14 protein-coding genes and 1 pseudogene are annotated in these 22,972 nt (G+C 69.9%); 8 read left to right on the top strand and 7 right to left on the bottom strand.

From position 1 onward, the window contains the following. Positions 1-64: 64 nt before the first annotated feature. Entirely contained in the window at positions 65-3,985 is a 3,921-nt protein-coding gene (locus ACFY01_RS41935; protein WP_390741027.1) for a DNA-directed RNA polymerase subunit beta', read from the top strand. A 77-nt stretch (positions 3,986-4,062) separates the two neighbouring features. Here the strand turns inward: ACFY01_RS41935 and ACFY01_RS41930 are convergent, their stop codons facing one another. The 6 genes and pseudogenes from ACFY01_RS41930 to ACFY01_RS41905 all read right to left on the bottom strand — a co-directional run bounded on the left by ACFY01_RS41930 (position 4,063) and on the right by ACFY01_RS41905 (position 11,719). Further along, positions 4,063-5,310, bottom strand: coding sequence for a M48 family metalloprotease (locus ACFY01_RS41930; RefSeq protein WP_390741026.1), 1,248 nt, complete (start codon positions 5,308-5,310; stop codon positions 4,063-4,065). A 60-nt stretch (positions 5,311-5,370) separates the two neighbouring features. Further along, on the bottom strand, positions 5,371-5,922 hold the full coding sequence (locus tag ACFY01_RS41925) for a Pycsar system effector family protein (protein WP_390741025.1): 552 nt from the start codon (positions 5,920-5,922) through the stop codon (positions 5,371-5,373). Then, positions 5,919-7,688: a hypothetical protein gene (locus tag ACFY01_RS41920; RefSeq protein WP_390741024.1), complete on the bottom strand. Its 1,770-nt coding sequence runs from the start codon at positions 7,686-7,688 to the stop codon at positions 5,919-5,921. The genes ACFY01_RS41925 and ACFY01_RS41920 overlap by 4 nt, the downstream gene beginning before the upstream one ends. 56 nt (positions 7,689-7,744) lie before the next feature. Then, positions 7,745-9,934 (bottom strand): hypothetical protein, encoded by a 2,190-nt coding sequence (locus ACFY01_RS41915; RefSeq protein ID WP_390741023.1) that lies wholly within the window; start codon positions 9,932-9,934, stop codon positions 7,745-7,747. A 2-nt stretch (positions 9,935-9,936) separates the two neighbouring features. After that, positions 9,937-10,809: pseudogene (locus tag ACFY01_RS41910) on the bottom strand (hypothetical protein); the annotation flags it as partial. 154 nt (positions 10,810-10,963) lie between these two features. Continuing rightward, complete coding sequence (locus ACFY01_RS41905) at positions 10,964-11,719, bottom strand: Crp/Fnr family transcriptional regulator (RefSeq protein WP_390741022.1); 756 nt, start codon at positions 11,717-11,719, stop codon at positions 10,964-10,966. 408 nt (positions 11,720-12,127) lie between these two features. On the opposite strand from ACFY01_RS41905, the gene rpsL reads away from it, so the two are divergent. The 5 genes from rpsL (at position 12,128) to ACFY01_RS41880 (ending at position 19,782) form a co-directional block, all read left to right on the top strand. Next, positions 12,128-12,499 carry a 30S ribosomal protein S12 gene (gene rpsL, locus ACFY01_RS41900; protein ID WP_003948652.1) on the top strand — a complete coding sequence of 124 codons (372 nt, stop codon included), beginning with the start codon at positions 12,128-12,130 and terminating at the stop codon, positions 12,497-12,499. Positions 12,500-12,501: 2 nt separating this feature from the next. Beyond that, positions 12,502-12,972 (top strand): 30S ribosomal protein S7, encoded by a 471-nt coding sequence (gene rpsG, locus ACFY01_RS41895; RefSeq protein WP_003992340.1) that lies wholly within the window; start codon positions 12,502-12,504, stop codon positions 12,970-12,972. Positions 12,973-13,011: 39 nt separating this feature from the next. Further along, a complete protein-coding gene (gene fusA / locus ACFY01_RS41890) occupies positions 13,012-15,138 on the top strand; it encodes an elongation factor G (RefSeq protein WP_390741021.1) in 2,127 nt (708 codons plus the stop codon). 156 nt (positions 15,139-15,294) lie between these two features. After that, positions 15,295-16,488, top strand: a complete 1,194-nt coding sequence (gene tuf, locus ACFY01_RS41885) for an elongation factor Tu (RefSeq protein ID WP_390741020.1) — start codon at positions 15,295-15,297, stop codon at positions 16,486-16,488. A gap of 207 nt (positions 16,489-16,695) precedes the next feature. Further along, entirely contained in the window at positions 16,696-19,782 is a 3,087-nt protein-coding gene (locus ACFY01_RS41880) for a glycosyl hydrolase 115 family protein (RefSeq protein ID WP_390741019.1), read from the top strand. 1,364 nt (positions 19,783-21,146) lie between these two features. Here ACFY01_RS41880 and ACFY01_RS41875 read toward each other — a convergent pair. After that, a complete protein-coding gene (locus tag ACFY01_RS41875; RefSeq protein ID WP_390741018.1) occupies positions 21,147-21,488 on the bottom strand; it encodes a hypothetical protein in 342 nt (113 codons plus the stop codon). Between the two features lie 90 nt (positions 21,489-21,578). Between ACFY01_RS41875 and ACFY01_RS41870 the strand changes: the two genes are divergently transcribed. Beyond that, on the top strand, positions 21,579-22,226 hold the full coding sequence (locus tag ACFY01_RS41870; protein ID WP_390741065.1) for a hypothetical protein: 648 nt from the start codon (positions 21,579-21,581) through the stop codon (positions 22,224-22,226). Positions 22,227-22,358: 132 nt separating this feature from the next. Continuing rightward, entirely contained in the window at positions 22,359-22,610 is a 252-nt protein-coding gene (locus tag ACFY01_RS41865; protein WP_390741017.1) for a hypothetical protein, read from the top strand. Positions 22,611-22,972: the final 362 nt, after the last annotated feature.

The raw sequence follows: 22,972 nt of genomic DNA, 5'->3' as shown, positions 1-22,972 counted from the left end.
CCGCCGACCCCCAGGCCCCCGTTTCAGACCAAAGACTTACGACCCTGAGAGGGATTGACGCATAGTGCTCGACGTCAACTTCTTCGACGAGCTCCGGATCGGCCTGGCCACCGCTGACGACATCCGTCAGTGGAGCCACGGCGAGGTCAAGAAGCCCGAGACCATCAACTACCGCACCCTCAAGCCGGAAAAGGACGGGCTCTTCTGCGAGAAGATCTTCGGCCCCACCCGGGACTGGGAGTGCTACTGCGGCAAGTACAAGCGCGTCCGCTTCAAGGGCATCATCTGTGAGCGCTGTGGCGTCGAGGTCACGCGCGCCAAGGTGCGCCGTGAGCGGATGGGCCACATCGAGCTCGCCGCGCCCGTCACGCACATCTGGTACTTCAAGGGTGTCCCCAGCCGGCTGGGCTACCTGCTCGACCTGGCTCCCAAGGACCTCGAGAAGGTCATCTACTTCGCCGCGTACATGATCACGTACGTCGACGAGGAGCGCCGCACCCGCGACCTGCCCTCCCTGGAGGCGCACGTCTCCGTGGAGCGCCAGCAGATCGAGAACCGCCGGGACGCCGACCTGGAGGCCCGCGCCAAGAAGCTGGAAAGCGACCTGGCCGAGCTGGAGGCCGAGGGCGCCAAGGCTGACGTGCGCCGCAAGGTGCGCGAGGGTGCCGAGCGTGAGATGAAGCAGCTGCGCGACCGTTCGCAGCGCGAGATCGACCGCCTCGACGAGGTGTGGACCCGCTTCAAGAACCTCAAGGTCCAGGACCTCGAGGGCGACGAGCTGCTCTACCGCGAGCTGCGTGACCGCTTCGGCACGTACTTCGACGGCTCGATGGGTGCCGCGGCGCTGCAGAAGCGCCTGGAGTCCTTCGACCTCGACGAGGAGGCCGAGAAGCTCCGCGAGATCATCCGTACCGGCAAGGGCCAGAAGAAGACCCGTGCGCTCAAGCGCCTGAAGGTCGTCTCCGCGTTCCTCCAGACCAGCAACAGCCCCAAGGGCATGGTGCTGGACTGCGTGCCGGTCATCCCGCCGGACCTGCGTCCGATGGTGCAGCTGGACGGTGGCCGCTTCGCGACCTCCGACCTGAACGACCTGTACCGCCGTGTGATCAACCGCAACAACCGACTGAAGCGCCTTCTCGACCTCGGTGCGCCCGAGATCATCGTGAACAACGAGAAGCGCATGCTCCAGGAGGCCGTCGACGCGCTGTTCGACAACGGCCGTCGTGGCCGCCCGGTCACGGGCCCCGGCAACCGTCCGCTGAAGTCCCTCAGCGACATGCTGAAGGGTAAGCAGGGCCGCTTCCGTCAGAACCTGCTCGGTAAGCGTGTGGACTACTCCGCGCGTTCCGTGATCGTCGTCGGTCCGCAGCTGAAGCTGCACCAGTGCGGTCTGCCCAAGGCGATGGCGCTGGAGCTCTTCAAGCCGTTCGTGATGAAGCGCCTGGTCGACCTGAACCACGCGCAGAACATCAAGTCGGCGAAGCGCATGGTGGAGCGCGGCCGTACGGTCGTGTACGACGTCCTCGAAGAGGTCATCGCCGAGCACCCGGTTCTGCTGAACCGTGCTCCCACCCTGCACCGCCTCGGCATCCAGGCCTTCGAGCCGCAGCTGGTCGAGGGCAAGGCCATCCAGATCCACCCGCTCGTGTGCACCGCGTTCAACGCGGACTTCGACGGTGACCAGATGGCCGTGCACCTGCCGCTGTCCGCGGAGGCGCAGGCCGAGGCCCGCATCCTGATGCTGTCCTCGAACAACATCCTCAAGCCCGCCGACGGCCGTCCGGTGACGATGCCGACCCAGGACATGGTCCTCGGTACGTTCTTCCTCACCACCGACGCGGAGGGCCGCGACGTCAAGGGTGAGGGCCGCTCCTTCGCGGCCGTCGCCGAGGCGATCATGGCGTTCGACGCCGGGGAGCTCTCGCTCCAGGCGCCGGTCGACATCCGCTTCCCGGTGGGCACCATCCCGCCGCGCGGCTGGACCCCGCCGGCCCGCGAGGAGGGCGCCGCGGCCGACAACGGCTCCGCGGGCGAGTGGCAGCAGGGCGACCCGTTCCGTCTGAGGACCACGCTCGGCCGTGCGCTCTTCAACGAGCTGCTGCCCGAGGACTACCCGTTCGTCGACTACGAGGTCGGCAAGAAGCAGCTCTCCGAGATCGTCAACGACCTCGCCGAGCGCTACCCGAAGGTCATCGTGGCGGCGACGCTCGACAACCTGAAGGCGGCCGGCTTCTACTGGGCCACCCGTTCCGGCGTCACCGTCGCCATCTCCGACGTCGTCGTTCCCGAGGCGAAGAAGGAGATCGTCAAGGGCTACGAGGCGCAGGACGAGAAGGTCCAGAAGCAGTACGAGCGCGGTCTGATCACCAAGGACGAGCGCACGCAGGAGCTCATCGCGATCTGGACCAAGGCGACCAACGAGGTCGCCGAGGCGATGAACGACAACTTCCCGAAGACCAACCCGATCTTCATGATGGTGAACTCGGGTGCACGAGGCAACATGATGCAGATGCGTCAGATCGCCGGTATGCGTGGTCTGGTGTCGAACGCGAAGAACGAGACGATCCCGCGGCCCATCAAGGCCTCGTTCCGTGAGGGTCTGTCCGTGCTGGAGTACTTCATCTCCACGCACGGTGCCCGTAAGGGTCTGGCGGACACCGCTCTGCGTACCGCCGACTCGGGTTACCTCACCCGTCGTCTGGTCGACGTCTCCCAGGACGTCATCATCCGCGAGGAGGACTGCGGCACCGAGCGCGGCCTCAAGCTCCAGATCGCGGAGGTCGGCGCGGACGGCGTGCTGCGCAAGGCGGAGAACGTCGAGACGTCCGTGTACGCGCGCTGCCTCGCCGAGGACATCGTGGTCGACGGTCAGGTCCTGGCCCCGGCCGGCACCGACCTCGGTGACGTCCTCATCGAGGAGCTCGTGGCCCGTGGCGTCGCGGAGGTCAAGACCCGCTCGGTCCTGACCTGCGAGTCCGCCGTCGGCACCTGCGCGATGTGCTACGGCCGTTCGCTGGCCACCGGCAAGCTGGTCGACATCGGTGAGGCGGTCGGCATCATCGCCGCCCAGTCCATCGGTGAGCCCGGTACCCAGCTGACGATGCGTACCTTCCACACCGGTGGTGTGGCCGGTGACGACATCACCCAGGGTCTGCCGCGTGTCGTCGAGCTCTTCGAGGCCCGTACCCCGAAGGGTGTCGCCCCGATCTCCGAGGCCCAGGGCCGCGTGCGGATCGAGGAGACCGAGAAGACCAAGAAGATCGTCATCACGCCGGACGACGGCAGCGACGAGACGGCGTTCCCGATCTCGAAGCGCGCCCGACTCCTGGTCAGCGAGGGCGAGCACGTCCAGGTGGGCCAGAAGCTCACCGTGGGTGCCACCAACCCGCACGACGTGCTGCGCATCCTGGGTCAGCGTGCCGTCCAGGTCCACCTGGTCGGCGAGGTCCAGAAGGTGTACAACTCGCAGGGTGTGTCGATCCACGACAAGCACATCGAGATCATCATCCGGCAGATGCTGCGCCGTGTGACGATCATCGAGTCCGGCGACGCCGAGCTGCTGCCCGGCGAGCTGGTCGAGCGCTCGAAGTTCGAGCACGAGAACCGTCGTGTGGTCCAGGAGGGCGGTCACCCGGCCTCCGGTCGTCCGCAGCTCATGGGTATCACCAAGGCCTCGCTGGCGACCGAGTCCTGGCTGTCGGCGGCGTCCTTCCAGGAGACGACCAGGGTCCTCACGGACGCGGCGATCAACGCCAAGTCCGACTCCCTGATCGGCCTCAAGGAGAACGTCATCATCGGTAAGCTCATCCCGGCCGGTACGGGCCTGTCCCGCTACCGCAACATCCGGGTCGAGCCGACCGAGGAGGCCAAGGCCGCGATGTACTCGGCCGTCGGCTACGACGACATCGACTACTCGCCGTTCGGCACGGGCTCCGGCCAGGCCGTTCCGCTGGAGGACTACGACTACGGTCCGTACAACCAGTAAGCGAGCAGCATGAAGGGCGGCCATCCCGTTACGGGGTGGCCGCCCTTCGGCTTGCCCGGGGGTCCTGCGCGGGTGCGTCAGCCGTACTGCTGGAGGTACGGCTGGAGATGGTGCAGCCGCGTGTGGAGGTCCGGGTGCGAGGACAGCAGCTTGGCCAGGGCGCTCTCCTCGACGGGGACGCCGCCGTTGAGCGCGGTGACCGCGGCCTTCTCCTGCTCCTCCTGCTGGTGCAGCTTGTGCAGTACGCCGACCAGCATGGGCGCGAACCCGAGCGCGGCCGCGTGTTCGTCGGCGCGCAGCTCGGAGCGGCGGCCGACGGCGGCGAGCGCGTACGGCACGCCGAGGATCAGCAGCGGCAGACCGTACAGCGTGCTGATGGTCGCCATGGCGAGGCCGCCGACGCCCAGGACGACGAAGGCGACGCCGAAGCAGCCGAAGGCCTTGGAGACGTGGAAGGCGACGGAGGAGACGGCCTTCAGGACCCGCCAGGCGATGCGGCCGGGCAGCGCGTACCAGTAGCCGAGCAGCCCCGACCAGGCGTGGCCGCCGACGTGGTGGCCCAGCTCGTGCGCCAGTACGGCGGCGAGTTCGCCGTTGGGGAGGTTGTTCATGGCGAACCGGGTGACGCCGACGATGTGGCCGGCCGCGGCGACCGCGTTCAGGGCGTCGCTGTCCTCGACCCACAGTTCGTAGTTGCGGCCCTCGACGCCGGCGCGGGCCGTGACTTCCCGCCAGACCGGTTCGAGTTTGGCTCGTTCTTGTGGAGTGGGGTAGCGCAAACCGAGCAGACGGCGCGCGAGGGCGCTTTCCGTGGGGCGGTGGAACACGAGTGCGCCGCTGGCGAGCCAGAGCAGGATCACGACGAACGCGAGCCCGCCGAAGAAGGCGGAGATCAGGCCGACGACGCAGAGGCTGCACAGGAAGTTCGGCAGGTAGAGCAGCAGGGCACCGATCGCCGTGGCGTCCGTGTGGCGCTGGTGGCTGGAGATGTGGACACGGCGGGCGTCGGTGCTGATGTGGTGCGGGTGGGACGGATCCTCCGAGGCCGGCGGGGCCGGTGCGGCCGACGGTGTTGTCGGTGGTGCGGTCGGCGAGGCGTTGGGAGGGGTGAACGGGTACTGCGGGGCTTGCGGGTACTGGGGCGGTATGGGGGCGGACGACGCCGGGTATTGCGTCGGGTACTGCGGGGCTGCCTGTTGCGGGTACTGGGGCGTCGCCTGGGGGTACTGCGGGGCGGCTTGCGGGTAGTGGGGCGCGGCCTGCGGGTACTGCGGCTGGGACGGGTGTCCCGGGTACTCCGACGGGGAGGGCGGCGGCTGGGTCATGGTCGTTCCTTACGTTCGTGCTTCTTGAGCGGTGTGCGGTGTGCTGTGGGGAGTGGTGGGTCAGCCGATCAGCAGGGAGGCGGGCAGCAGGACCGTGCCGGTGCAGAAGGCGATCAGGCCGGTACGGATCCACTGGTGCTTGCGCGCGGCGATACGGCTCATCTCGGTGAGGGCGCCCGTCAGCCCGGTCGTCGGGTCGCGCCGGGTGTCCGCGAGCGCTTCCTCCAGCCGGCCCGCCCGGACGGCCTGCCGGATGTCGCCGAAGTACGACAGCGGGCGGCCCGGCTCCCATGTCCCGGAACGGAAGCGGGGCAGGACGGCGAGCAGCAGGGCGAAGAGCGACAGGCCGAGCGCCAGGGTGCCGGTCCACCACAGCGCCGTGGCCGGGCTCGACAGCTCCGAGGGCGTCCAGTTCCGCCCGGCCAGCAGGCCGCTGAACACGCCCGCGGTCATGCCCAGCGCCGCGACCAGCACGGACGCCTTGCTGTCGGCCCGGGCGACCTCGTTGCGCAGCTCGGTGAGGAGCCGTTCGCACAAGGGGACGAGGTCGGCCGGGGAGGGAGGATCCGGCGGCGGCACGGTGGGCGCGGGGCCCGGGCCGGGGCTGGTCATGAGCCGTCGTCCTCCGGGTCCTCGCCGGGCTGGGTCGGAGCACTCCCGTATCCGGGCGGCGGCTCCCAGGCGGCTGGCGCGGGCGGGGGAGCGGGCACGGCTGCGGGGGTGCCCGCGGCGGTGGCGACGGGCGGTTGCGGGTCCGGTGCCGGGGCGGCCGGGGGTGCGGTCGAGGAGACGGCCGGCGGTGCCGTCGGAGGGGCGGTCGGCGGTGCTGCCGGCGACGGCGGAGGGAAGGCGCCCGCGGCAGGTGAAGGCGGAGGAGCGGGCACGGCTGCGGGGGTGCCCGCGGGGGCGGCGACGGGCGGCTGCGGGTCCGGTGCCGGGGCGGCCGGGTGTGCGGTCGGCGGTGCTGCCGGCGAAGCGGGAGGAAAGGCCCCCGCGGCAGGCGAAGGCGGGGGGAAGGCGCCCGCGGCAGGCGAGGGCGGAGGGAACGCCCCCGCGGCAGGCGGAGCGCCCGGGAACGAAGGCGCGGCGTACGGGCCCGGAACGGGCACTCCGTACTGGCCCGGGCCGGGCGGCGCGGCGGGTGTCCCGTACGGGCCCGGGGCGGGCGGCATGCCGGGAGTGCCGTACGGGCCGGGGAAGCCGGCCGGGTCGGGCGCCCCCGGCGCCGCGGGCTGTTGCGCTCCCTCCGCGGGGGCCTGGGGGTAGACCGGCCCCTCGCCCGCTGCCAGCGGCGGAGCCGTCTGCGGTACCCCCGGCAGGCGCTGGTTGAGGATGTCGCTGACCGTGCGCAAGGCCAGCTGCTTGGGACCCTCCAGCTCCCAGTTCTCCGCCGCGTCACCGGCCATCAGCTGCTTCACCAGCTCCATCTGCGCCTGGATCATGCGCAGTTGGTCCTCGCGCATGCTGTTCATGACGAGCCCGGAGTCCTCGGGGTGCTGGGCCAGGTGCAGCGCCCAGGCGTGCACGCCGCCCTGCTGGAGGTGGTACTGGTAGAAGTTGATCTTCTCGGCTTCCAGCCGCTGCAACTCCATCTGCTGCTGCCCCGCCAGCAGCGCCTGCTGGTGCTGCCACTGCTGCTGCTGGAGCAGGTAGACCTGCTGCTGCTGGCCGTACGCCATGGCCCGCTCGATCTGTAGCGCGTCCTGCTGCCGGCCCCGAAGGTCGACCGCCACGTCGATGTCCATGCCCCGGTGCGCCGCGAGGATCTGCTCGTCGGCAGAGTGCCCGATGGCCTGCTTGCGCAGCTCGTGCTCGATGTTGGCCTGGTCCCGACGCACCCGCAGCGTCCAGGTGACCTGAAGACCGGCGGTGGCGCCCAGCGGGCCCAGCAACCGCATCCGCTCCAGCAGCTCCGCCTCCGCCGCCGCGCTGTCGGTCACGGCGAACCGGCGGGTCACCGGCCGCGCCGCCTGCTGGAGTTCGCCCAGCAGCAGCGCGGGCACGTCCCGGTGACCGGTGGACACGAACCGGGCCGGGTCCAGCACCTGCCAGTCCAGGTCGACCTCGGCGGTGAACTCGAGCGCGTCGTTGTCGCTGGGCAGCAGCAGATCGGAGGTGTGCCGGTGCACACCCATGTCGACCTCGTACACGGCCGTGTAGCGGTTCGCCACGATCTCGGGCCGCGTCGGCCGCAGCGGGGGCAGGTACGCCTTGTACTCGCCCTGGAAGGTGGAGAAGACCAGGGCGTTGTCGATGCGGACGTACGACTTGAGGTTGAACTCGAAGCGGGAGAGCTGGCGCACGGTCAGGACCGGGTCGACCAGTTGCGAGTGCCGGTCGGCCTGCTGTTGCCACTCGGGCTGGCGGAAGGTGGGCATGGGCGGATCTCCTGGGGCGGCCCCGCGGCCGGGCGCGGGCGTGGTGGCGACGTGGATCAGCGGTTGGGAAGCGTGGTCAGCAGGCGGGCCGCCACCGAGGGCGGGGGCTTGCCGTCCTCGCCGGGCATGGTGCGCAGCAGATGACTCAGCCGCTGGTGCTCGGCGGATGTGGTGACGAGCGTGGGCAGCAGGGCGGCCAGTGCCCACTCGGTGGCGGAGGAGCGGTCGGCGATCAGCACCCACTCGCGCAGCACGTCGAGCGCCGGCCGGGTGGAGCCCGGGTCGGCGAGCGCGGCCCGCCACAGGTACGGGATGTCCCGCACCGGGGCGTCCCCGGCGGTCGCCGCGCGGGCGTACCAGGCGAGGACCAGCGGGGTGCCGTAGCGCTCGTCGCCCTCCTTGCGGCGGCAGGCGCCCACGAAGCCGGCGAGAGTGAGGTCGCGGACCGCACGGTCGTCGTCGAGGTGGCCGCGCAGTTCGGCGAGGACCCGCTCGCTGGCCGGGGACAGCAGCAACAGCTCGACGGCCTCGGCGAGTTCGCCGGCCATCGACTCGTCGAGGTCACCGGGCCCGTCCTCGTACAGCCGCCGTACCGCGCCGCGCAGCGCGGCCAGCGCCTGTTCCGGGCGCTCCGGGCCGATGAGTCCGTACGACCGCACGGCCACCCAGCGCAGCCGCGCGTCGTCGCCCTCGCACCAGGCGTCGAGGATGCGCGGGATGTTGGGTGTGTCGATGAGGTGGGCGAGGGTGAGCGCGTTGACCGCGACGAGCCGCTGCCGGAACCGCTTGGAGGTCGCCCAGGGTTCGATGACCAGAGCCATCGCCGAGGGCAGGTCGGTGCGGGCGAGGACGGCGACGGTGGAGGCGGCGCGGGTGCGCACCAGCGGACGGCCGTCGTCGGCGAGCCGGCGCAGCCAGTTGATGAGGGCGGGCCGGGCGGACGGGTGGCCGGTCCACACCTCGCGCAGCAGGACGAGGGAGGCCCGCTCGTCGCGGAACCTCGCCTTCTGCTGGGTCACCGGGCCCCACTCGGTGTGCTCGTCGTCCTCGAACCGCTCGGCGCGGGCGAGTTGGAGCCGCTTGCCGACGTGCGTGCCGAAGACCGGGACCTCCGGGACGCGGGAGGGGTTCTCGGTCTCCTGGAGGAAGCGGTAGAGCAGGTCGCTCAGTTCGGCGGTGAGCGCGTAGGGGCCGCCGTCGAAGGCGGCCAGGGCGACGAGGAACGCCTTGTCCCGCAGGTGGATCGCGCTCTCGTCCTCCTCGAACCACTCGTGGACCTGGTTCTCCAGGGAGACCAGCGAGAAGTCGGCGACGGCCGACTCGGACTCCTGCCCGGCCGCGTACCGGCCGAGGACGTGCGCGAACGCGGTGACCTCGCGCAACTGGTGCCCCCGCGCCAGGAATTCGGTCACAGCCGTGAGCCCGAGCAGCTTCTCGGCGGTCACCTCGTCGGTACGGGTGCGCAGGTGCGCGCCGAGTACCTCGCCGGCGACGGGCGGCCGCCACTCGACAGCCGCCACGTCCTCCAGTACGGCACTCGGGCCGAGGGTGACGACCAGGTAGGCGTCCCGCTCGGCGAGGCGGTCCCTGGCGGCCAGCAGGTGCGGCTCGCGCAGCGGGCGGTCGCGGCGGGTGGCGAGGTCGCACAGGACGTAGCCGCGGGCCTGGTCCTCCCCGGTGAACCGCTCGGCGAGCGCGCTCGGATCGGTGTCGCGGACCAGGGTCCGCACCGGGGCCGCGCCCAGGCGGTGCAGCAGCATCAGGGCGGCGGTGCGCCGGCCGGTGAAGCGGGCGCCGGACAGGACCAGCACGCGGTCGCGGCGCAGCCGTTCGAGCAGGCCGGCCATGACCTCCTCGTCGGCGACGAAGGTCCGCGCCAGGCGCTCCAGGGTGACCGGCGGCACCTCGCCGGACGCGGAGGCGGGCGCGGAGAGGCCGGGTATCGCGAAGTGGTACTCGGTCTTGCTGCCCATGATGACGTCGCCGGTGACCCGGCCGCCGCTCACGGCGTGCTGGTCGCCGCCCGCCAGGCCGCCGCCGAAGCGGGACCGGTCGCCGACGTTCATGGTGCGCGGGCTGTGGTCGATCAGGTCGCGCCGGGCGGCCCAGGCGTCCTGCGGCTGGTCGCGTTCCTCGTCGGTCTCGGCGGGGCGCGGCCGCTCCTCGTCAGGGGCGGGTGACTCACCGGCCTCGGGAGCGGTCCCGGGGGCCGGTCTGCCGCTCTCCGGCTGCTCCGGGGTGCTCAAGCGCGCTCACTCCGCTCGTGGCCGCCCAGGCTGACGTCGCCGGTGACGGTGCCGCCGCTGACGCCGTGCTGGTCGCCCGCGACGAGGCTGCCGCCGAAGGACGGCGCGCCGCCGTTGAAGTTGAAGACCGCACCCGGCGCCGGGGCTCCCCGATGTCCTTCCGGCGCCGGGCGGTCCTCGGGGGGCCCACCCTGCATGGGCACCCGCGGCGCCGGGCGGTCCCCCGATCCGCCCGGCGCCTCCCCCTCCCCCGTTCCACGGTGGTCCGTCGCGTCTTCCGCGGCCCCGGCCCCTCGGCCGGCGACCGGCACCGGTCCGTGCAGCCACGCCGTCAACGGGCCGTTCTTGCTGGCCACGGTGACCCGGTGGAAGTCGGCGGCCGTGATGCCGGGATGGTCGTGGCGTACGACGCCCTCGTACAGCGCGCTGGAGACGCACAGGGCGAAGTCGCCGGTGCGCTCGCGCAGGGCGGCCCGCAGCACGTCCGCGTCCAGCAGGCGGCAGGCGTGGTTGAGGTCGGAGCCGACCCAGCCGTCGTGCTCGTCGACGGCCACCCAGCCGGTGGCCAGTACGCCGCGCAGCCGGATCTGCGCGGAGCGGGACGCCATGCGGTTGACCGTGCGCAGCTGGGCCGGCACCTCGGTGAGCAGGGCCCGCAGCAGCGCGGTCACCGGGGCGCCCGCGTCGACCAGCTCCATCACCGAGTCACCGCGGTCGGCCCGCAGCCGCCGGGTCTCGTCGATGCCCGCGCTCTCCAGCGTGCGGTCGGTGATGTCGTACAGCATCCGCCGCAGGTAGGCCTGCTCCACGTCGTCCCGGTCGCTGAACCTCTCGATGTCCAGCAGCAGGATCGTCCGGATCACGGGGTCGGTCATCGTCGCCTCTCGGGGGTCGGCCGGGCAGACCAGAAGCCTGCTGGCCACCGAGGCGTTGCTGTGAGGGCGGATGACCCATTCGGAGTGTGACGGGATACACAGAAGATGTAATGGGGCGGGCGTGACGGGGGTGGAACGAGGTGCCTGTGTCCGGTCAGTGCTCTCTCGGCCCCGGTGGTGACGGGATGCCCGCCGCCGGATCGGTCGCCGCGATGCGGCGGAGGATGTCCGGGCGCATGATCAGCATCGTGCGGCGGCCCGTGGCGACGGCTTCCTTGTCGCGCAGCTCCTTCAGCAGGCGCTGGACCATCTCGCGGGAGGCGCCCACCGAACCGGCGAGTTCCTGTTTGCTCAGTGGTACGGCGAGCTCGATGCCCGCCGGCGTCCGGCGGCCGTGGGTGCGGGCCAGGTCGAGGAGCAGGATCGCGAACCGCTCCCGCACGCTCAGCGACGCGAACTCCAGCCGGCGCCGGTCGGCCGCGCGGGTGCGGTCCGCGGTGAGACCGAGCAGGGCGAAGGAGACGGCGGGGGAGTGGCCCAGGAAGTCCCGGAAGCGCTCGCGGTCCACCGCCACCGCCCGCACCCGCTCCAGCGCGGTGACCGTCGCCGACCGGGAGCGCCCGGTCAGCGCGGCCGACTCGCCGACGACGTCACCGGGGCCACGCAGCGCCAGCAGGGCCTCGTAGCCGTTGGCCGCCGACGCGGTCACCTTCGTCCAGCCGGTGACCAGGAACAGCACGTGCGCCGAGGGCTCGTGCTGCCGGATCAGTACCGTGCGGGGGGCGAAGTCCAGGGTCCGGCCGAGGGCCAGCAGCCCCGAGCGGTCCTCGCTCTCCAGCCGGGCCAGGAACGGCACGCGGTCGTCCAGACCACCGTCGTCCGGCGAGTACGCCGGTGTCCACGTCGTCATGTTCGGCCCCCGAATACCCGCTACCCGCGACGGACGGATCAACGTACAGAAAGCGCGCGGACGCGGAGCGTGGAAGAGCGCGAACCGGCCATTGGCGGAAGATCATTCCGGTGCCCGGGACAACTGGGGTGAATCAGAGCATGGTGGGCGGGGAACCCGGCGTGTCGAGGTGCACTCCATTTGTTTTGACCGAAGTCGTTGCGGTAGGTACGCTCAGACCTTGTGCCTGGGGTGTGCCCTGGCTCTCGTGCGTGCCTTCAAACCGCATAGCGAGCCGTGACCGGCCACCGTAATCTGCGCCCTTTTCGCCTCGCGGCGAGAGTCTGCCGGATTCGACACACCCGACCGCGTGGGTCGGCGACGTTCCAGGTTAGCTTCACCATTCGGCACACAGAAACCGGAGAAGTAGTGCCTACGATCCAGCAGCTGGTCCGCAAGGGCCGGCAGGACAAGGTCGAGAAGAACAAGACGCCCGCACTCGAGGGTTCCCCTCAGCGTCGCGGCGTCTGCACGCGTGTGTTCACGACCACCCCGAAGAAGCCGAACTCGGCCCTGCGTAAGGTCGCGCGTGTGCGTCTGACCAGCGGGATCGAGGTCACCGCTTACATTCCGGGTGAGGGACACAACCTGCAGGAGCACTCCATCGTGCTCGTGCGCGGCGGCCGTGTGAAGGACCTGCCGGGTGTTCGCTACAAGATCATCCGCGGTTCGCTCGACACCCAGGGTGTCAAGAACCGCAAGCAGGCTCGCAGCCGTTACGGCGCCAAGAAGGAGAAGTAAGAATGCCTCGTAAGGGCCCTGCCCCGAAGCGCCCGGTCATCATCGACCCGGTCTACGGTTCTCCTCTGGTGACCTCCCTCATCAACAAGGTGCTGCTGAACGGCAAGCGCTCCACCGCCGAGCGCATCGTCTACGGCGCCATGGAGGGTCTGCGTGAGAAGACGGGCAACGACCCGATCATCACGCTGAAGCGCGCACTGGAGAACATCAAGCCGACCCTCGAGGTCAAGTCCCGCCGTGTCGGTGGTGCGACGTACCAGGTTCCGATCGAGGTCAAGCCCGGTCGTGCCAACACGCTCGCGCTGCGCTGGCTCGTCGGTTACTCCCGCGCCCGTCGCGAGAAGACCATGACCGAGCGTCTGCTCAACGAGCTTCTCGACGCCTCCAACGGCCTCGGTGCCGCTGTGAAGAAGCGCGAGGACACGCACAAGATGGCCGAGTCCAACAAGGCCTTCGCGCACTACCGCTGGTAGTCGCTACCCACATCGAGACCGAGAGAAGACTGAAGCCTTATGGCTACCACTTCACTTGACCTGGCCAAGGTCCGCAACATCGGGATCATGGCCCACATCGACGCGGGCAAGACGACCACCACCGAGCGGATCCTGTTCTACACCGGTGTGTCGTACAAGATCGGTGAGGTCCACGACGGCGCTGCCACCATGGACTGGATGGAGCAGGAGCAGGAGCGTGGCATCACGATCACCTCTGCTGCCACCACCTGTCACTGGCCGCTCGAAGACGTCGACCACACCATCAACATCATCGACACGCCGGGCCACGTCGACTTCACCGTCGAGGTGGAGCGTTCCCTGCGCGTGCTCGACGGTGCCGTGACGGTGTTCGACGGCGTCGCCGGCGTTGAGCCCCAGTCCGAGACCGTGTGGCGTCAGGCGGACCGCTACGGCGTTCCGCGTATCTGCTTCGTCAACAAGCTCGACCGGACCGGTGCCGAGTTCCACCGCTGCGTCGACATGATCTCTGACCGCCTCGGCGCTCAGCCGATCGTGATGCAGCTCCCGATCGGTGCCGAGGCCGACTTCAAGGGCGTCGTCGACCTCGTGACGATGAAGGCCCTGGTCTGGTCCGCCGAGGCCACCAAGGGCGAGATGTACGACACCGTCGACATCCCGGACACGCACGCCGAGGCTGCCGAGGAGTACCGCGGCAAGCTGCTCGAGGCCGTGGCCGAGAACGACGAAGAGATCATGGAGCTGTACCTGGAGGGCACCGAGCCCACCGTGGAGCAGCTGTACGCCGCGATCCGTCGTATCACCATCGCGTCCGGCAAGTCCAAGGACACCACGGTCACCCCGGTGTTCTGCGGCACCGCGTTCAAGAACAAGGGCGTCCAGCCCCTGCTCGACGCGGTCGTGCGCTACCTCCCCTCCCCCCTGGACGTCGAGGCCATCGAGGGCCACGACGTGAAGGACCCGGAGACGGTCGTCAAGCGCAAGCCGTCCGAGGACGAGCCGCTGTCCGCGCTGGCGTTCAAGATCATGAGCGACCCGCACCTCGGCAAGCTCACCTTCGTCCGGGTCTACTCGGGCCGCCTGGAGTCCGGCACCTCGGTGCTGAACTCCGTCAAGGGCAAGAAGGAGCGCATCGGCAAGATCTACCGCATGCACGCGAACAAGCGTGAGGAGATCGACGCGGTGGGCGCCGGCGACATCATCGCCGTCATGGGTCTGAAGCAGACCACGACCGGTGAGACGCTGTGCGACGACAAGGCCCCGGTGATCCTGGAGTCCATGGACTTCCCAGCGCCGGTCATCCAGGTCGCCATCGAGCCCAAGTCGAAGGGCGACCAGGAGAAGCTGGGCGTCGCGATCCAGCGTCTGGCCGAGGAGGACCCCTCCTTCCAGGTGCACACCAACGAGGAGACCGGCCAGACCATCATCGGTGGTATGGGCGAGCTGCACCTCGAGGTGCTGGTCGACCGTATGCGCCGTGAGTTCAAGGTCGAGGCCAACGTCGGCAAGCCGCAGGTCGCGTACCGCGAGACGATCCGCAAGGCCGTCGAGCGCGTGGACTACACCCACAAGAAGCAGACCGGTGGTACCGGTCAGTTCGCCAAGGTGCAGATCGCGATCGAGCCCATCGAGGGCGGCGACGCCTCGTACGAGTTCGTGAACAAGGTGACCGGTGGCCGTATCCCGAAGGAGTACATCCCTTCGGTCGACGCCGGTGCGCAGGAGGCCATGCAGTTCGGCATCCTCGCCGGCTACGAGATGACGGGCGTCCGCGTCACGCTCATCGACGGTGGCTACCACGAGGTCGACTCCTCCGAGCTCGCCTTCAAGATCGCCGGTTCGCAGGCCTTCAAGGAGGCCGCGCGCAAGGCCAGCCCCGTGCTGCTCGAGCCGATGATGGCCGTCGAGGTCACCACGCCCGAGGACTACATGGGCGAGGTCATCGGCGACATCAACTCCCGCCGTGGTCAGATCCAGGCCATGGAGGAGCGGGCTGGTGCCCGCGTCGTGAAGGGCCTCGTGCCCCTGTCGGAGATGTTCGGCTACGTCGGCGACCTCCGCAGCAAGACGTCGGGTCGCGCAAGCTACTCGATGCAGTTCGACTCCTACGCCGAGGTTCCGCGGAACGTCGCCGAGGAGATCATCGCGAAGGCCAAGGGCGAGTAACACTCTCCGTTTACACGCCGTAGGCTTGACTCCGGAGCCTCAAGGGGCATTCAGCCGCATTCCGAGGATGAATGCCCCGGGTTCCGGGACATCCAGCAAAGATCACCTGGCGCCGATGAAGTAAGGCGTACAGAACCACTCCACAGGAGGACCCCAGTGGCGAAGGCGAAGTTCGAGCGGACTAAGCCGCACGTCAACATCGGCACCATCGGTCACATCGACCACGGTAAGACGACCCTCACGGCCGCCATTACCAAGGTGCTGCACGACGCGTACCCGGAGCTGAACGAGGCCACCCCGTTCGACAACATCGACAAGGCGCCCGAGGAGCGCCAGCGCGGTATCACCATCTCCATCGCGCACGTCGAGTACCAGACCGAGGCGCGTCACTACGCCCACGTCGACTGCCCGGGTCACGCGGACTACATCAAGAACATGATCACCGGTGCCGCCCAGATGGACGGCGCGATCCTGGTGGTCGCCGCGACCGACGGCCCGATGCCGCAGACCAAGGAGCACGTGCTCCTGGCCCGCCAGGTCGGCGTTCCGTACATCGTCGTCGCCCTGAACAAGGCCGACATGGTGGACGACGAGGAGATCCTGGAGCTCGTCGAGCTCGAGGTCCGTGAGCTCCTCTCCGAGTACGAGTTCCCGGGCGACGACCTGCCGGTCGTCAAGGTCTCCGCTCTGAAGGCGCTCGAGGGCGACAAGGAGTGGACGCAGTCCGTCCTGGACCTCATGAACGCCGTCGACACCGCGATCCCGGAGCCGGAGCGCGACGTCGACAAGCCGTTCCTGATGCCGATCGAGGACGTCTTCACGATCACCGGTCGCGGTACGGTCGTCACCGGCCGTATCGAGCGTGGTGTCCTCAAGGTCAACGAGACCGTCGACATCATCGGCATCAAGACCGAGAAGACCACCACCACGGTCACCGGCATCGAGATGTTCCGCAAGCTGCTCGACGAGGGCCAGGCCGGTGAGAACGTCGGTCTGCTGCTCCGCGGCATCAAGCGCGAGGACGTCGAGCGCGGCCAGGTCATCATCAAGCCGGGCTCGGTCACCCCGCACACCGAGTTCGAGGCCCAGGCCTACATCCTCTCCAAGGACGAGGGTGGCCGCCACACGCCGTTCTTCAACAACTACCGTCCGCAGTTCTACTTCCGTACGACGGACGTGACCGGCGTCGTGACCCTCCCCGAGGGCACCGAGATGGTCATGCCGGGTGACAACACCGAGATGAAGGTGGAGCTCATCCAGCCCGTCGCCATGGAAGAGGGCCTGAAGTTCGCCATCCGTGAGGGTGGCCGGACCGTGGGCGCCGGCCAGGTCACCAAGATCAACAAGTGATCTTGAACTGACCCGGCAGGACTCTGCCTGGTAGCTCTGAGGGGCCCGTACGACTTCGGTCGTACGGGCCCCTTGGCTTTTCCGGGCTCGGGGGTTCGGGGTCCGGGGTTCGAAACTATTCGGCGCGTACGACCCGTTGTCCCCTCGTGCCACTCCGGCTCAGCATTTGTCATGCCGCTGACCAAATTCGGGTGGATGGGGTGAGGCATGTCTGTCAGGCGCAGGACTGTGCTGGGGGCGGGGCTCGCCGCGGCGCCGGTGCTGTCTTCGGGGGCCGCGTGGGCCCGGGGTGACGGTGGCGACGGCGACCTCCGGGTGACGGACCCGGGGGCGTACATCTCCTTCACCGGCGGGGCCTTCTCCCTGGTGGGCGCCCCTGTGGTGGTCAGCGCGGAGGACCACCCCGGAGTCGTACGGGTGGCCGGAGACCTCCGTGACGACATCGAGCGGGTGACCGGCGTACGGCCGGGCTCCACCATCGGGCGGCATCCGGTGCTCGTGGGCACGATCGGCCGCAGCCCGCTGATCGACGGGCTGATCGCGGCCGGGAAGCTCGACGTCACCGGCGTGCGCGGCAAGTGGGAGACCTCGCTCCAGGCGGTCGTGGACCACCCGATGCCCGGGGTGGAGCGTGCACTGGTGATCGCGGGCAGCGACCAGCGAGGCACGATCTTCGGCGCGTACGACGTCTCGTACGGCATCGGCGTCTCCCCCTGGCACTGGTGGGACGACGTGCCCCCGACCCGCAGGAGCGGCGTCTGGGTGCTGCCGGGCCGCTACACGCAGGGCACCCCCGCCGTGAGGTATCGCGGCTTCTTCATCAACGACGAGAACCCAGCCCTGGGCACCTGGGCGCCCGCCTGCTTCGGGCCGGGCAAGGCACCGGGCTACCCGGGTGGCTTCAACGCGGACTTCTACGCGAAGGTGTTCGAGGTCCTGCTGCGCCTGAAGGGCAACTACCTCTGGCCGGCGGTCTGGGGCAGGGCCTTCGCGGAGGACGACCCGGAGAACCACAGGCGCGCCACCGAGTACGGGATTGTCATGGGCACGTCCCACGAGGCTCCGATGATGCGCGGCATCGAGGAGTGGAACCGCCACGCGAGCGGCGGCAAGGACCCCTACGGCGGCACGGGGGAGTGGTCGTACCGCCGCAACGCCGAGGCGATCAAGAAGTACTGGCGCGCAGGCATCCAGCGCATGGTGGACGAGGGCTTCGAGGGCGTCGTGACCCTCGGAATGCGCGGCAACGGCGACACGAGCCTCCCCGACGGCGACGGCATCGAACTCATGCAGGAGATCATCGCGACGCAGCGCCGGATCATCGAGGAGGTGACGGGCCGGCCGGCGTCGCAGACCCCGCAGGTGTGGACGCTGTACAAGGAGGTGCAGCGGTACTGGGACCGGGGCCTGCGGGCACCGGACGACGTCACGGTCGTCCTGACCGACGACAATTGGGGCAACATCCGCAAGCACCCGGACCCGGCCGAGGGCGCGCGGGCCGGTGGCTACGGCCTGTACTACCACTTCGACTACGTGGGCGCGGGCCGGAACTACAAGTGGGTCGACACGGCGAACCTGCGCAACACCTGGGACCAGCTCCACCAGGCGCACGCCTACGGCAACCACGGCCTGTGGGTGGCGAACGTCGGCGACCTGAAGGGCAACGAACTGCCGGCCGAGTTCTTCCTCACCTACGCCTGGAACCCCGACCGCTGGGACCTGGAGCGGCTGGGCGACTGGGAGCGGCGGTACGCCCGCCAGAACTTCGGCGGCGCGCAGGCGGAGGCGATTGCCTCGGTACTGGCGGAGTACGGCCGGCTACAGGCCCGCCGCAAGCCGGAGCTGCTCAACCGCCGGATCACGCTGGACAGCGCCGGCCAGGTGGTCAACGACGACCAGCAGACCCCGTACCACTTCGCTCACCGCGAGCTGGAACGGGTGACGCGGGAATGGAAGGGCCTGGCACGCGAGGCGGACCGGATCGCGCGGAGGCTGCTCGCCGGTACGCAGGACGCGTGGTTCGAACTGGTGGGCTACGAGGTGGCGGCGACCGCGAACCTGTACGCGCTGCGGCAGGCGGAGTTCCAGAACCTCCTCTACGCCAAGCAGGGCAGAGCGGCGACGAACGACCGCGCGGCGGAGGCGGAAGCGGGACTGCAGAAGGACTTCCAGCTCGCCGACCGCTTCAACTCCGAAGTGGCCGACGGCAAATGGAAGGGCTTCCAGACCCAGCCGCACATCGACTACGGGGACGTGGACCGGTACGGCCCGAACGCGCCCTGGCAGCAGCCGGAGAAGGACAACGTGGCGCTGCCCGACGTCCTCTTCCCGGCGGTGAAGCGGCTGGAGGTACCGGCCGACGCGGGCCTGGGCGTGTCGGTGGACGGCGCGGAGGACTCGGGGGAGTGGTGGCCGGGCGGCGCGTCCGGGCGGGCGGCTCTGCCGGAGTTCAGCCCGTACCAGACACGGCCTCGGCAGTACGTGGAGATCTACAACCGCGGCCGCGCCCCCTTCGACTACCGGGTGGACACGTCGGCGGCACCGTGGCTGGTGGTGGACCGCCCGCGGGGCCGGGTGGTGCGGCAGGTACGGATCGAGGTGGGCGTGGACTGGTCGAAGGCGCCACGCGGCCGCTCGGAGGCATCCCTGACGGTGACCGGCGCGGGCAGCTCGGTGACGGTCGCGTGCGTGACGGACAACCCCTCCCGCCGGGCCCTGCGCGGCTTCGTCGAGGCGGGCGGCTACGTGGCCATCGACGCGGAGCACTACGACCACGCGGTGGGCGAGTGGCGCCGCCTGGAGGGAATCGGCCGCACGGGCGCGGCGATGACGCCCTGGCCGGTGACGGGGGCGAGGAGGGTGCCAGGGGGCTCTTCACCGCGGCTTGAGTACGACGTGAGCCTGCTGGCGGGGGCTGGGGCGGGGGCTGGGGCGGGGGCTGGGGCAGGGTCCGGGTCGGGGACGGGGGAGGTGACGGTGTGGGCGTACCTGTCCCCACGAAACCCGGCATTGCCGACCGGGGGACTGCGATACGGGGTGTCCTTCGACGACGCGGCCATCCAGACGGTCGACATCAACGTCGGCGCCGACGACGGCCTGCTCAACGCGGTCTGGGCCCGCAACACCTCCGACAACATCAACCGCACGGCGACAAGGCACTCGGTGACCCGGCCCGGGGTTCACCGCCTGAAGTTCTGGATGGTGGACCCGACGGTGGTCCTCCAGCGGCTGGTGATCGACACTGGCGGACTGGAACCGACGTATCTGGGCCCGCTGGAGAGCCGGCGAGTTTGAGCGGGCTCCGGGGGCGGGGTGAGGTTGCCGCCTGCTGTTTGGTTGCCGTGGGCCGCCCGCTTCTTTGCATTGTCGTGCTTCCGCGATCCGAGTAAAGGGCGCTGCGTTCCGCTTCGCTGCACTGCGCGTCGCCTTCGGCGATGGCCCTGCGGGCCACCCTTGACTCGGCTCACGGAACCACGGGGGAGAAGCGAGCGGGCAGCCCGGGGAAGCGGGGCCCGGGTAGGTGTGCCCTGCGGCCGACTGGGCTGGGGGCGGGGTTGGGGGCGCGGTCGCGCCTCGCCTGCACGCCGGGCTGGCTTAGCGGCGATCGGTGAGTGGGGGGTGCGGTGTGCGCGGGTGTGGGTGCGTGTGGGTGCGTGTGGGTGCGTGTGGGTGCGTGTGGTGCTTGTGGTGCGTTGTGGTGCGTGTGGTGCATGTGGTGCGTGTGGTGGGTGTGGTGGAGGTGGTGGTGGCATGCCGGGTCGGCTTGGCGGCTTGGCGGCTTGCGGTCGGTGGGGGCGCGGTCGGCGGGTGGGGGCGGTGTCCGGTCGGCGTGCCTCCCAGGAGAGAGCACCCCGTGGGCCCATACCGGATAAATCGGGCGACGGTCTGGGGTGGTGGGCACGAGTGGCAGGAATGTGTCACGCCCCAAACGCTGCGACCTGCGGTTTTGCCGTCCGGCAGTGAGACATATCTGCCAATCACTGGGTGGCTGTGACGGATGGGGCCACTGCGACGAGGGCCGGACGTCGGAGGGCTGTGGGCCGTGGTTGTGGGCTGTGGACCGGGGGCTAAGGATCGGTACTTGGCCGGGGGGATTTTGGGGACCGGCAACCGTGGCCCGGGGGCGCCAGCGGCCAAACCGCCCCCGGCGTTCCGCTGCCCGCCGGAAGCGCGCTCCCGCCCCGTCCACCGCAAGCCGCAAGCCGCAAGCCGCAAGCCGCTGAGCCAGCCCGTATCGCCACCCCCACCCAGCGCGCGCACCACTCACCGGCCCTAAGTCGCCATGGTCAACCCGGCGTGCCGCCCGCCACCTGACGCGCACCCCAAGCCCCCACCCGCCGATCGGCGCTGAGCCGACCCGGCGTGCAGGCGAGGCGCGTCCGCGCTCCCCAACCCCGCCCCACAGCCCAGCTGACCGCAGGGCAGGCCCACCCGGGCCCCCGCTTTCCCCGGGCCGCTCGCTCGCTTCTTCCCCGTGGTGGAGCGAGCCGAGTCAAGGGTCGGCCGCAAGGCCGATCGCCGAAGGCGACGCGGAGTGCAGCGAAGCGGAACGCAGCGCCCTTTACTCGGATCGCGGAGGCACGACAATTACAAAGAAGCGGGCGGCCTACCCAGGCCGTATACGCGCCCTCGGTGAAGACCTGCCTCGCCGAGCCCGGCTAGCCCGCCTTCTTCTGCCCCTTGCTCCGCTTGTCCTCCGTCTTCACCGCGTCGTTGACCTTCTTGGCCAGGTCGTCGTCGAGCTTCTTGAACTCGCGGACCACCGTGTCCGACATGTCGGCGAGCGCGTCGAGCTGCTGGGTGATGTCCTCGCGGCCGTCCTCCCAGTTGGACTCGAAGTCGTCCAGGGCGTCGTTGACGCTGCCGTCGCCGATGTCGTCCTTGTAGGACTCGAAGAGCTTCTTGGTGTGGTTGAGGCGGGTCTTGATCGAGCGGAGCCGGCGGCCGTAGTCCTCCAGCTCGGTCAGCGGGAGTGAGAGGTCGCTCTTGCCCTTGCCCACGCGTCCGTCCCCCGTTCTCGTAGTCTGGCCGCACCGTACATCAGGATGATGCCGGAACAGGCGAGCGAGAAAACGGGGGCGACCGAAGCCATGGCCCGCTACATGGAGGCGCTCACCATCGAGCGCGGCGGCTTCCGGATCAAGGTGCCGGAGTCGTGGTGGGAGTTCGATGTGCGGCCGGAGTCGCGGGACGACTCGATCCGGCGGATGGTGAGCGAACGTCTCGAGCAGCACCCCGAGTTGGCCCAGTACCGCGACACGTACACCACCTTCCTCCAGAAGGCCGCCGCCGACGCCTGGAAGTCCGGTGCGCTGTACTGCGGCTGCATGGCGGAGAGCTTCGGCGGCGACACCCCGATCACCGGCTCGGTCACCGTCTCCCTCGTCGGCGGCCGGACACGGGAAGGCGCGCCCCTGTCCAACGACCCCGCCACCATCGCCGCCCAACTCGCCGTGAAGGAGGCGAGGAAGGAGGGCGACTCCTGGCGCAAGGTGACGACCGTCGAGATTCCGGGGGTCGGTCCGGCGGCACGGACGTACGGCATCGAGGACATCGCGGTTCCCGGCGACAGCCTCAACCGCACGATCCGGGCCGTCCTGATGCAGACGTACATCCCCGTCCCGGGTCAGGAGGGCAAGGTCGCCCTGGTCGCCGGCAGCAGTCAGGTCCTCGACCTCGCCGACTCGTTCTTCGACATCTTCGACGCGATCACCTCCACCTTCCGCTTCGCCGAATGAACTCCGGGCTGCGGTGGCGGCGTGCGGGTCGGGGCAGATGGGGAACACCGGCGGCGGCACATCATCGAAGCAGGTCACCATGGACGAGCAGCAGCCACCCAAGCGCGCGGAGGAAGTCGTCCACGAGGCCGCGTGACGTCCCCCTGCTTCGCGGCGGAGGGCGTCGGCACCGCCGACCCGGCCGCCTTCCGGCGGACCACGCAGGCCCATCTGGAGGACACGGGCTGGACGGTCCGGGTCCTCCCGACCGAGACCGGCGCACCCGCGCTGCTGGCCCGCGACGGGGCGGACCGGACCGTGGCCCGGTCGGCCCCCGCCGCAGACGGCACCCTGCGAGTGGCGGTGCCGACTCCGGCGGTGCGCCGGACGTCCGCGACGGCGTGAATCGCGCGGCCCTGCCGGTGGCGAGTGGCGGCCACGCGGCAGCCCCGGTTTGACCTACATCACCTTCGGGGTATTCTCTCCGGCTCGATTGGCGGAGTACCCGCCCCATATGGCAGACTGTCGGAGTTGCTCGGTCGAGTGTTGATGCTGCGCGCCTCCCGCCGGGAGGACTGGAAGCGAGTCCCACAGTACTCGTCGCCCTAACTGCCTGATGGCAGCACTGGGGCGGACGTACGGGAATCTTCCGGGAAGTGTGAGCGCGGCACCGGCCAGGCGCCCGGTGGGCCTGAGGTCCCCGGTCCGCGGTTCCGGAAGGGCCGTCGCATTCCGCAGGGATGTTCGAACAAGGGGCATCTGTGTCG

It is taken from the genome of Streptomyces sp. NPDC001480 (assembly GCF_042894725.1).
Lineage (GTDB): Bacteria > Actinomycetota > Actinomycetes > Streptomycetales > Streptomycetaceae > Streptomyces.
This window is presented reverse-complemented; position numbering and strand designations above follow the sequence as displayed.

Excerpts from the sequence above, each read along its gene's own strand:
- ACFY01_RS41880 (WP_390741019.1), top strand. The coding sequence starts at position 16,696 with ATGTCTGTCAGGCGCAGGACTGTGCTGGGGGCGGGGCTCGCCGCGGCG.
- ACFY01_RS41930 (WP_390741026.1), bottom strand. The coding sequence starts at position 5,310 with ATGACCCAGCCGCCGCCCTCCCCGTCGGAGTACCCGGGACACCCGTCC.
- ACFY01_RS41920 (WP_390741024.1), bottom strand. The coding sequence starts at position 7,688 with ATGCCCACCTTCCGCCAGCCCGAGTGGCAACAGCAGGCCGACCGGCAC.
- rpsG (WP_003992340.1), top strand. The coding sequence starts at position 12,502 with ATGCCTCGTAAGGGCCCTGCCCCGAAGCGCCCGGTCATCATCGACCCG.
- ACFY01_RS41905 (WP_390741022.1), bottom strand. The coding sequence starts at position 11,719 with ATGACGACGTGGACACCGGCGTACTCGCCGGACGACGGTGGTCTGGAC.
- ACFY01_RS41870 (WP_390741065.1), top strand. The coding sequence starts at position 21,579 with ATGGCCCGCTACATGGAGGCGCTCACCATCGAGCGCGGCGGCTTCCGG.
- fusA (WP_390741021.1), top strand. The coding sequence starts at position 13,012 with ATGGCTACCACTTCACTTGACCTGGCCAAGGTCCGCAACATCGGGATC.
- ACFY01_RS41925 (WP_390741025.1), bottom strand. The coding sequence starts at position 5,922 with ATGACCAGCCCCGGCCCGGGCCCCGCGCCCACCGTGCCGCCGCCGGAT.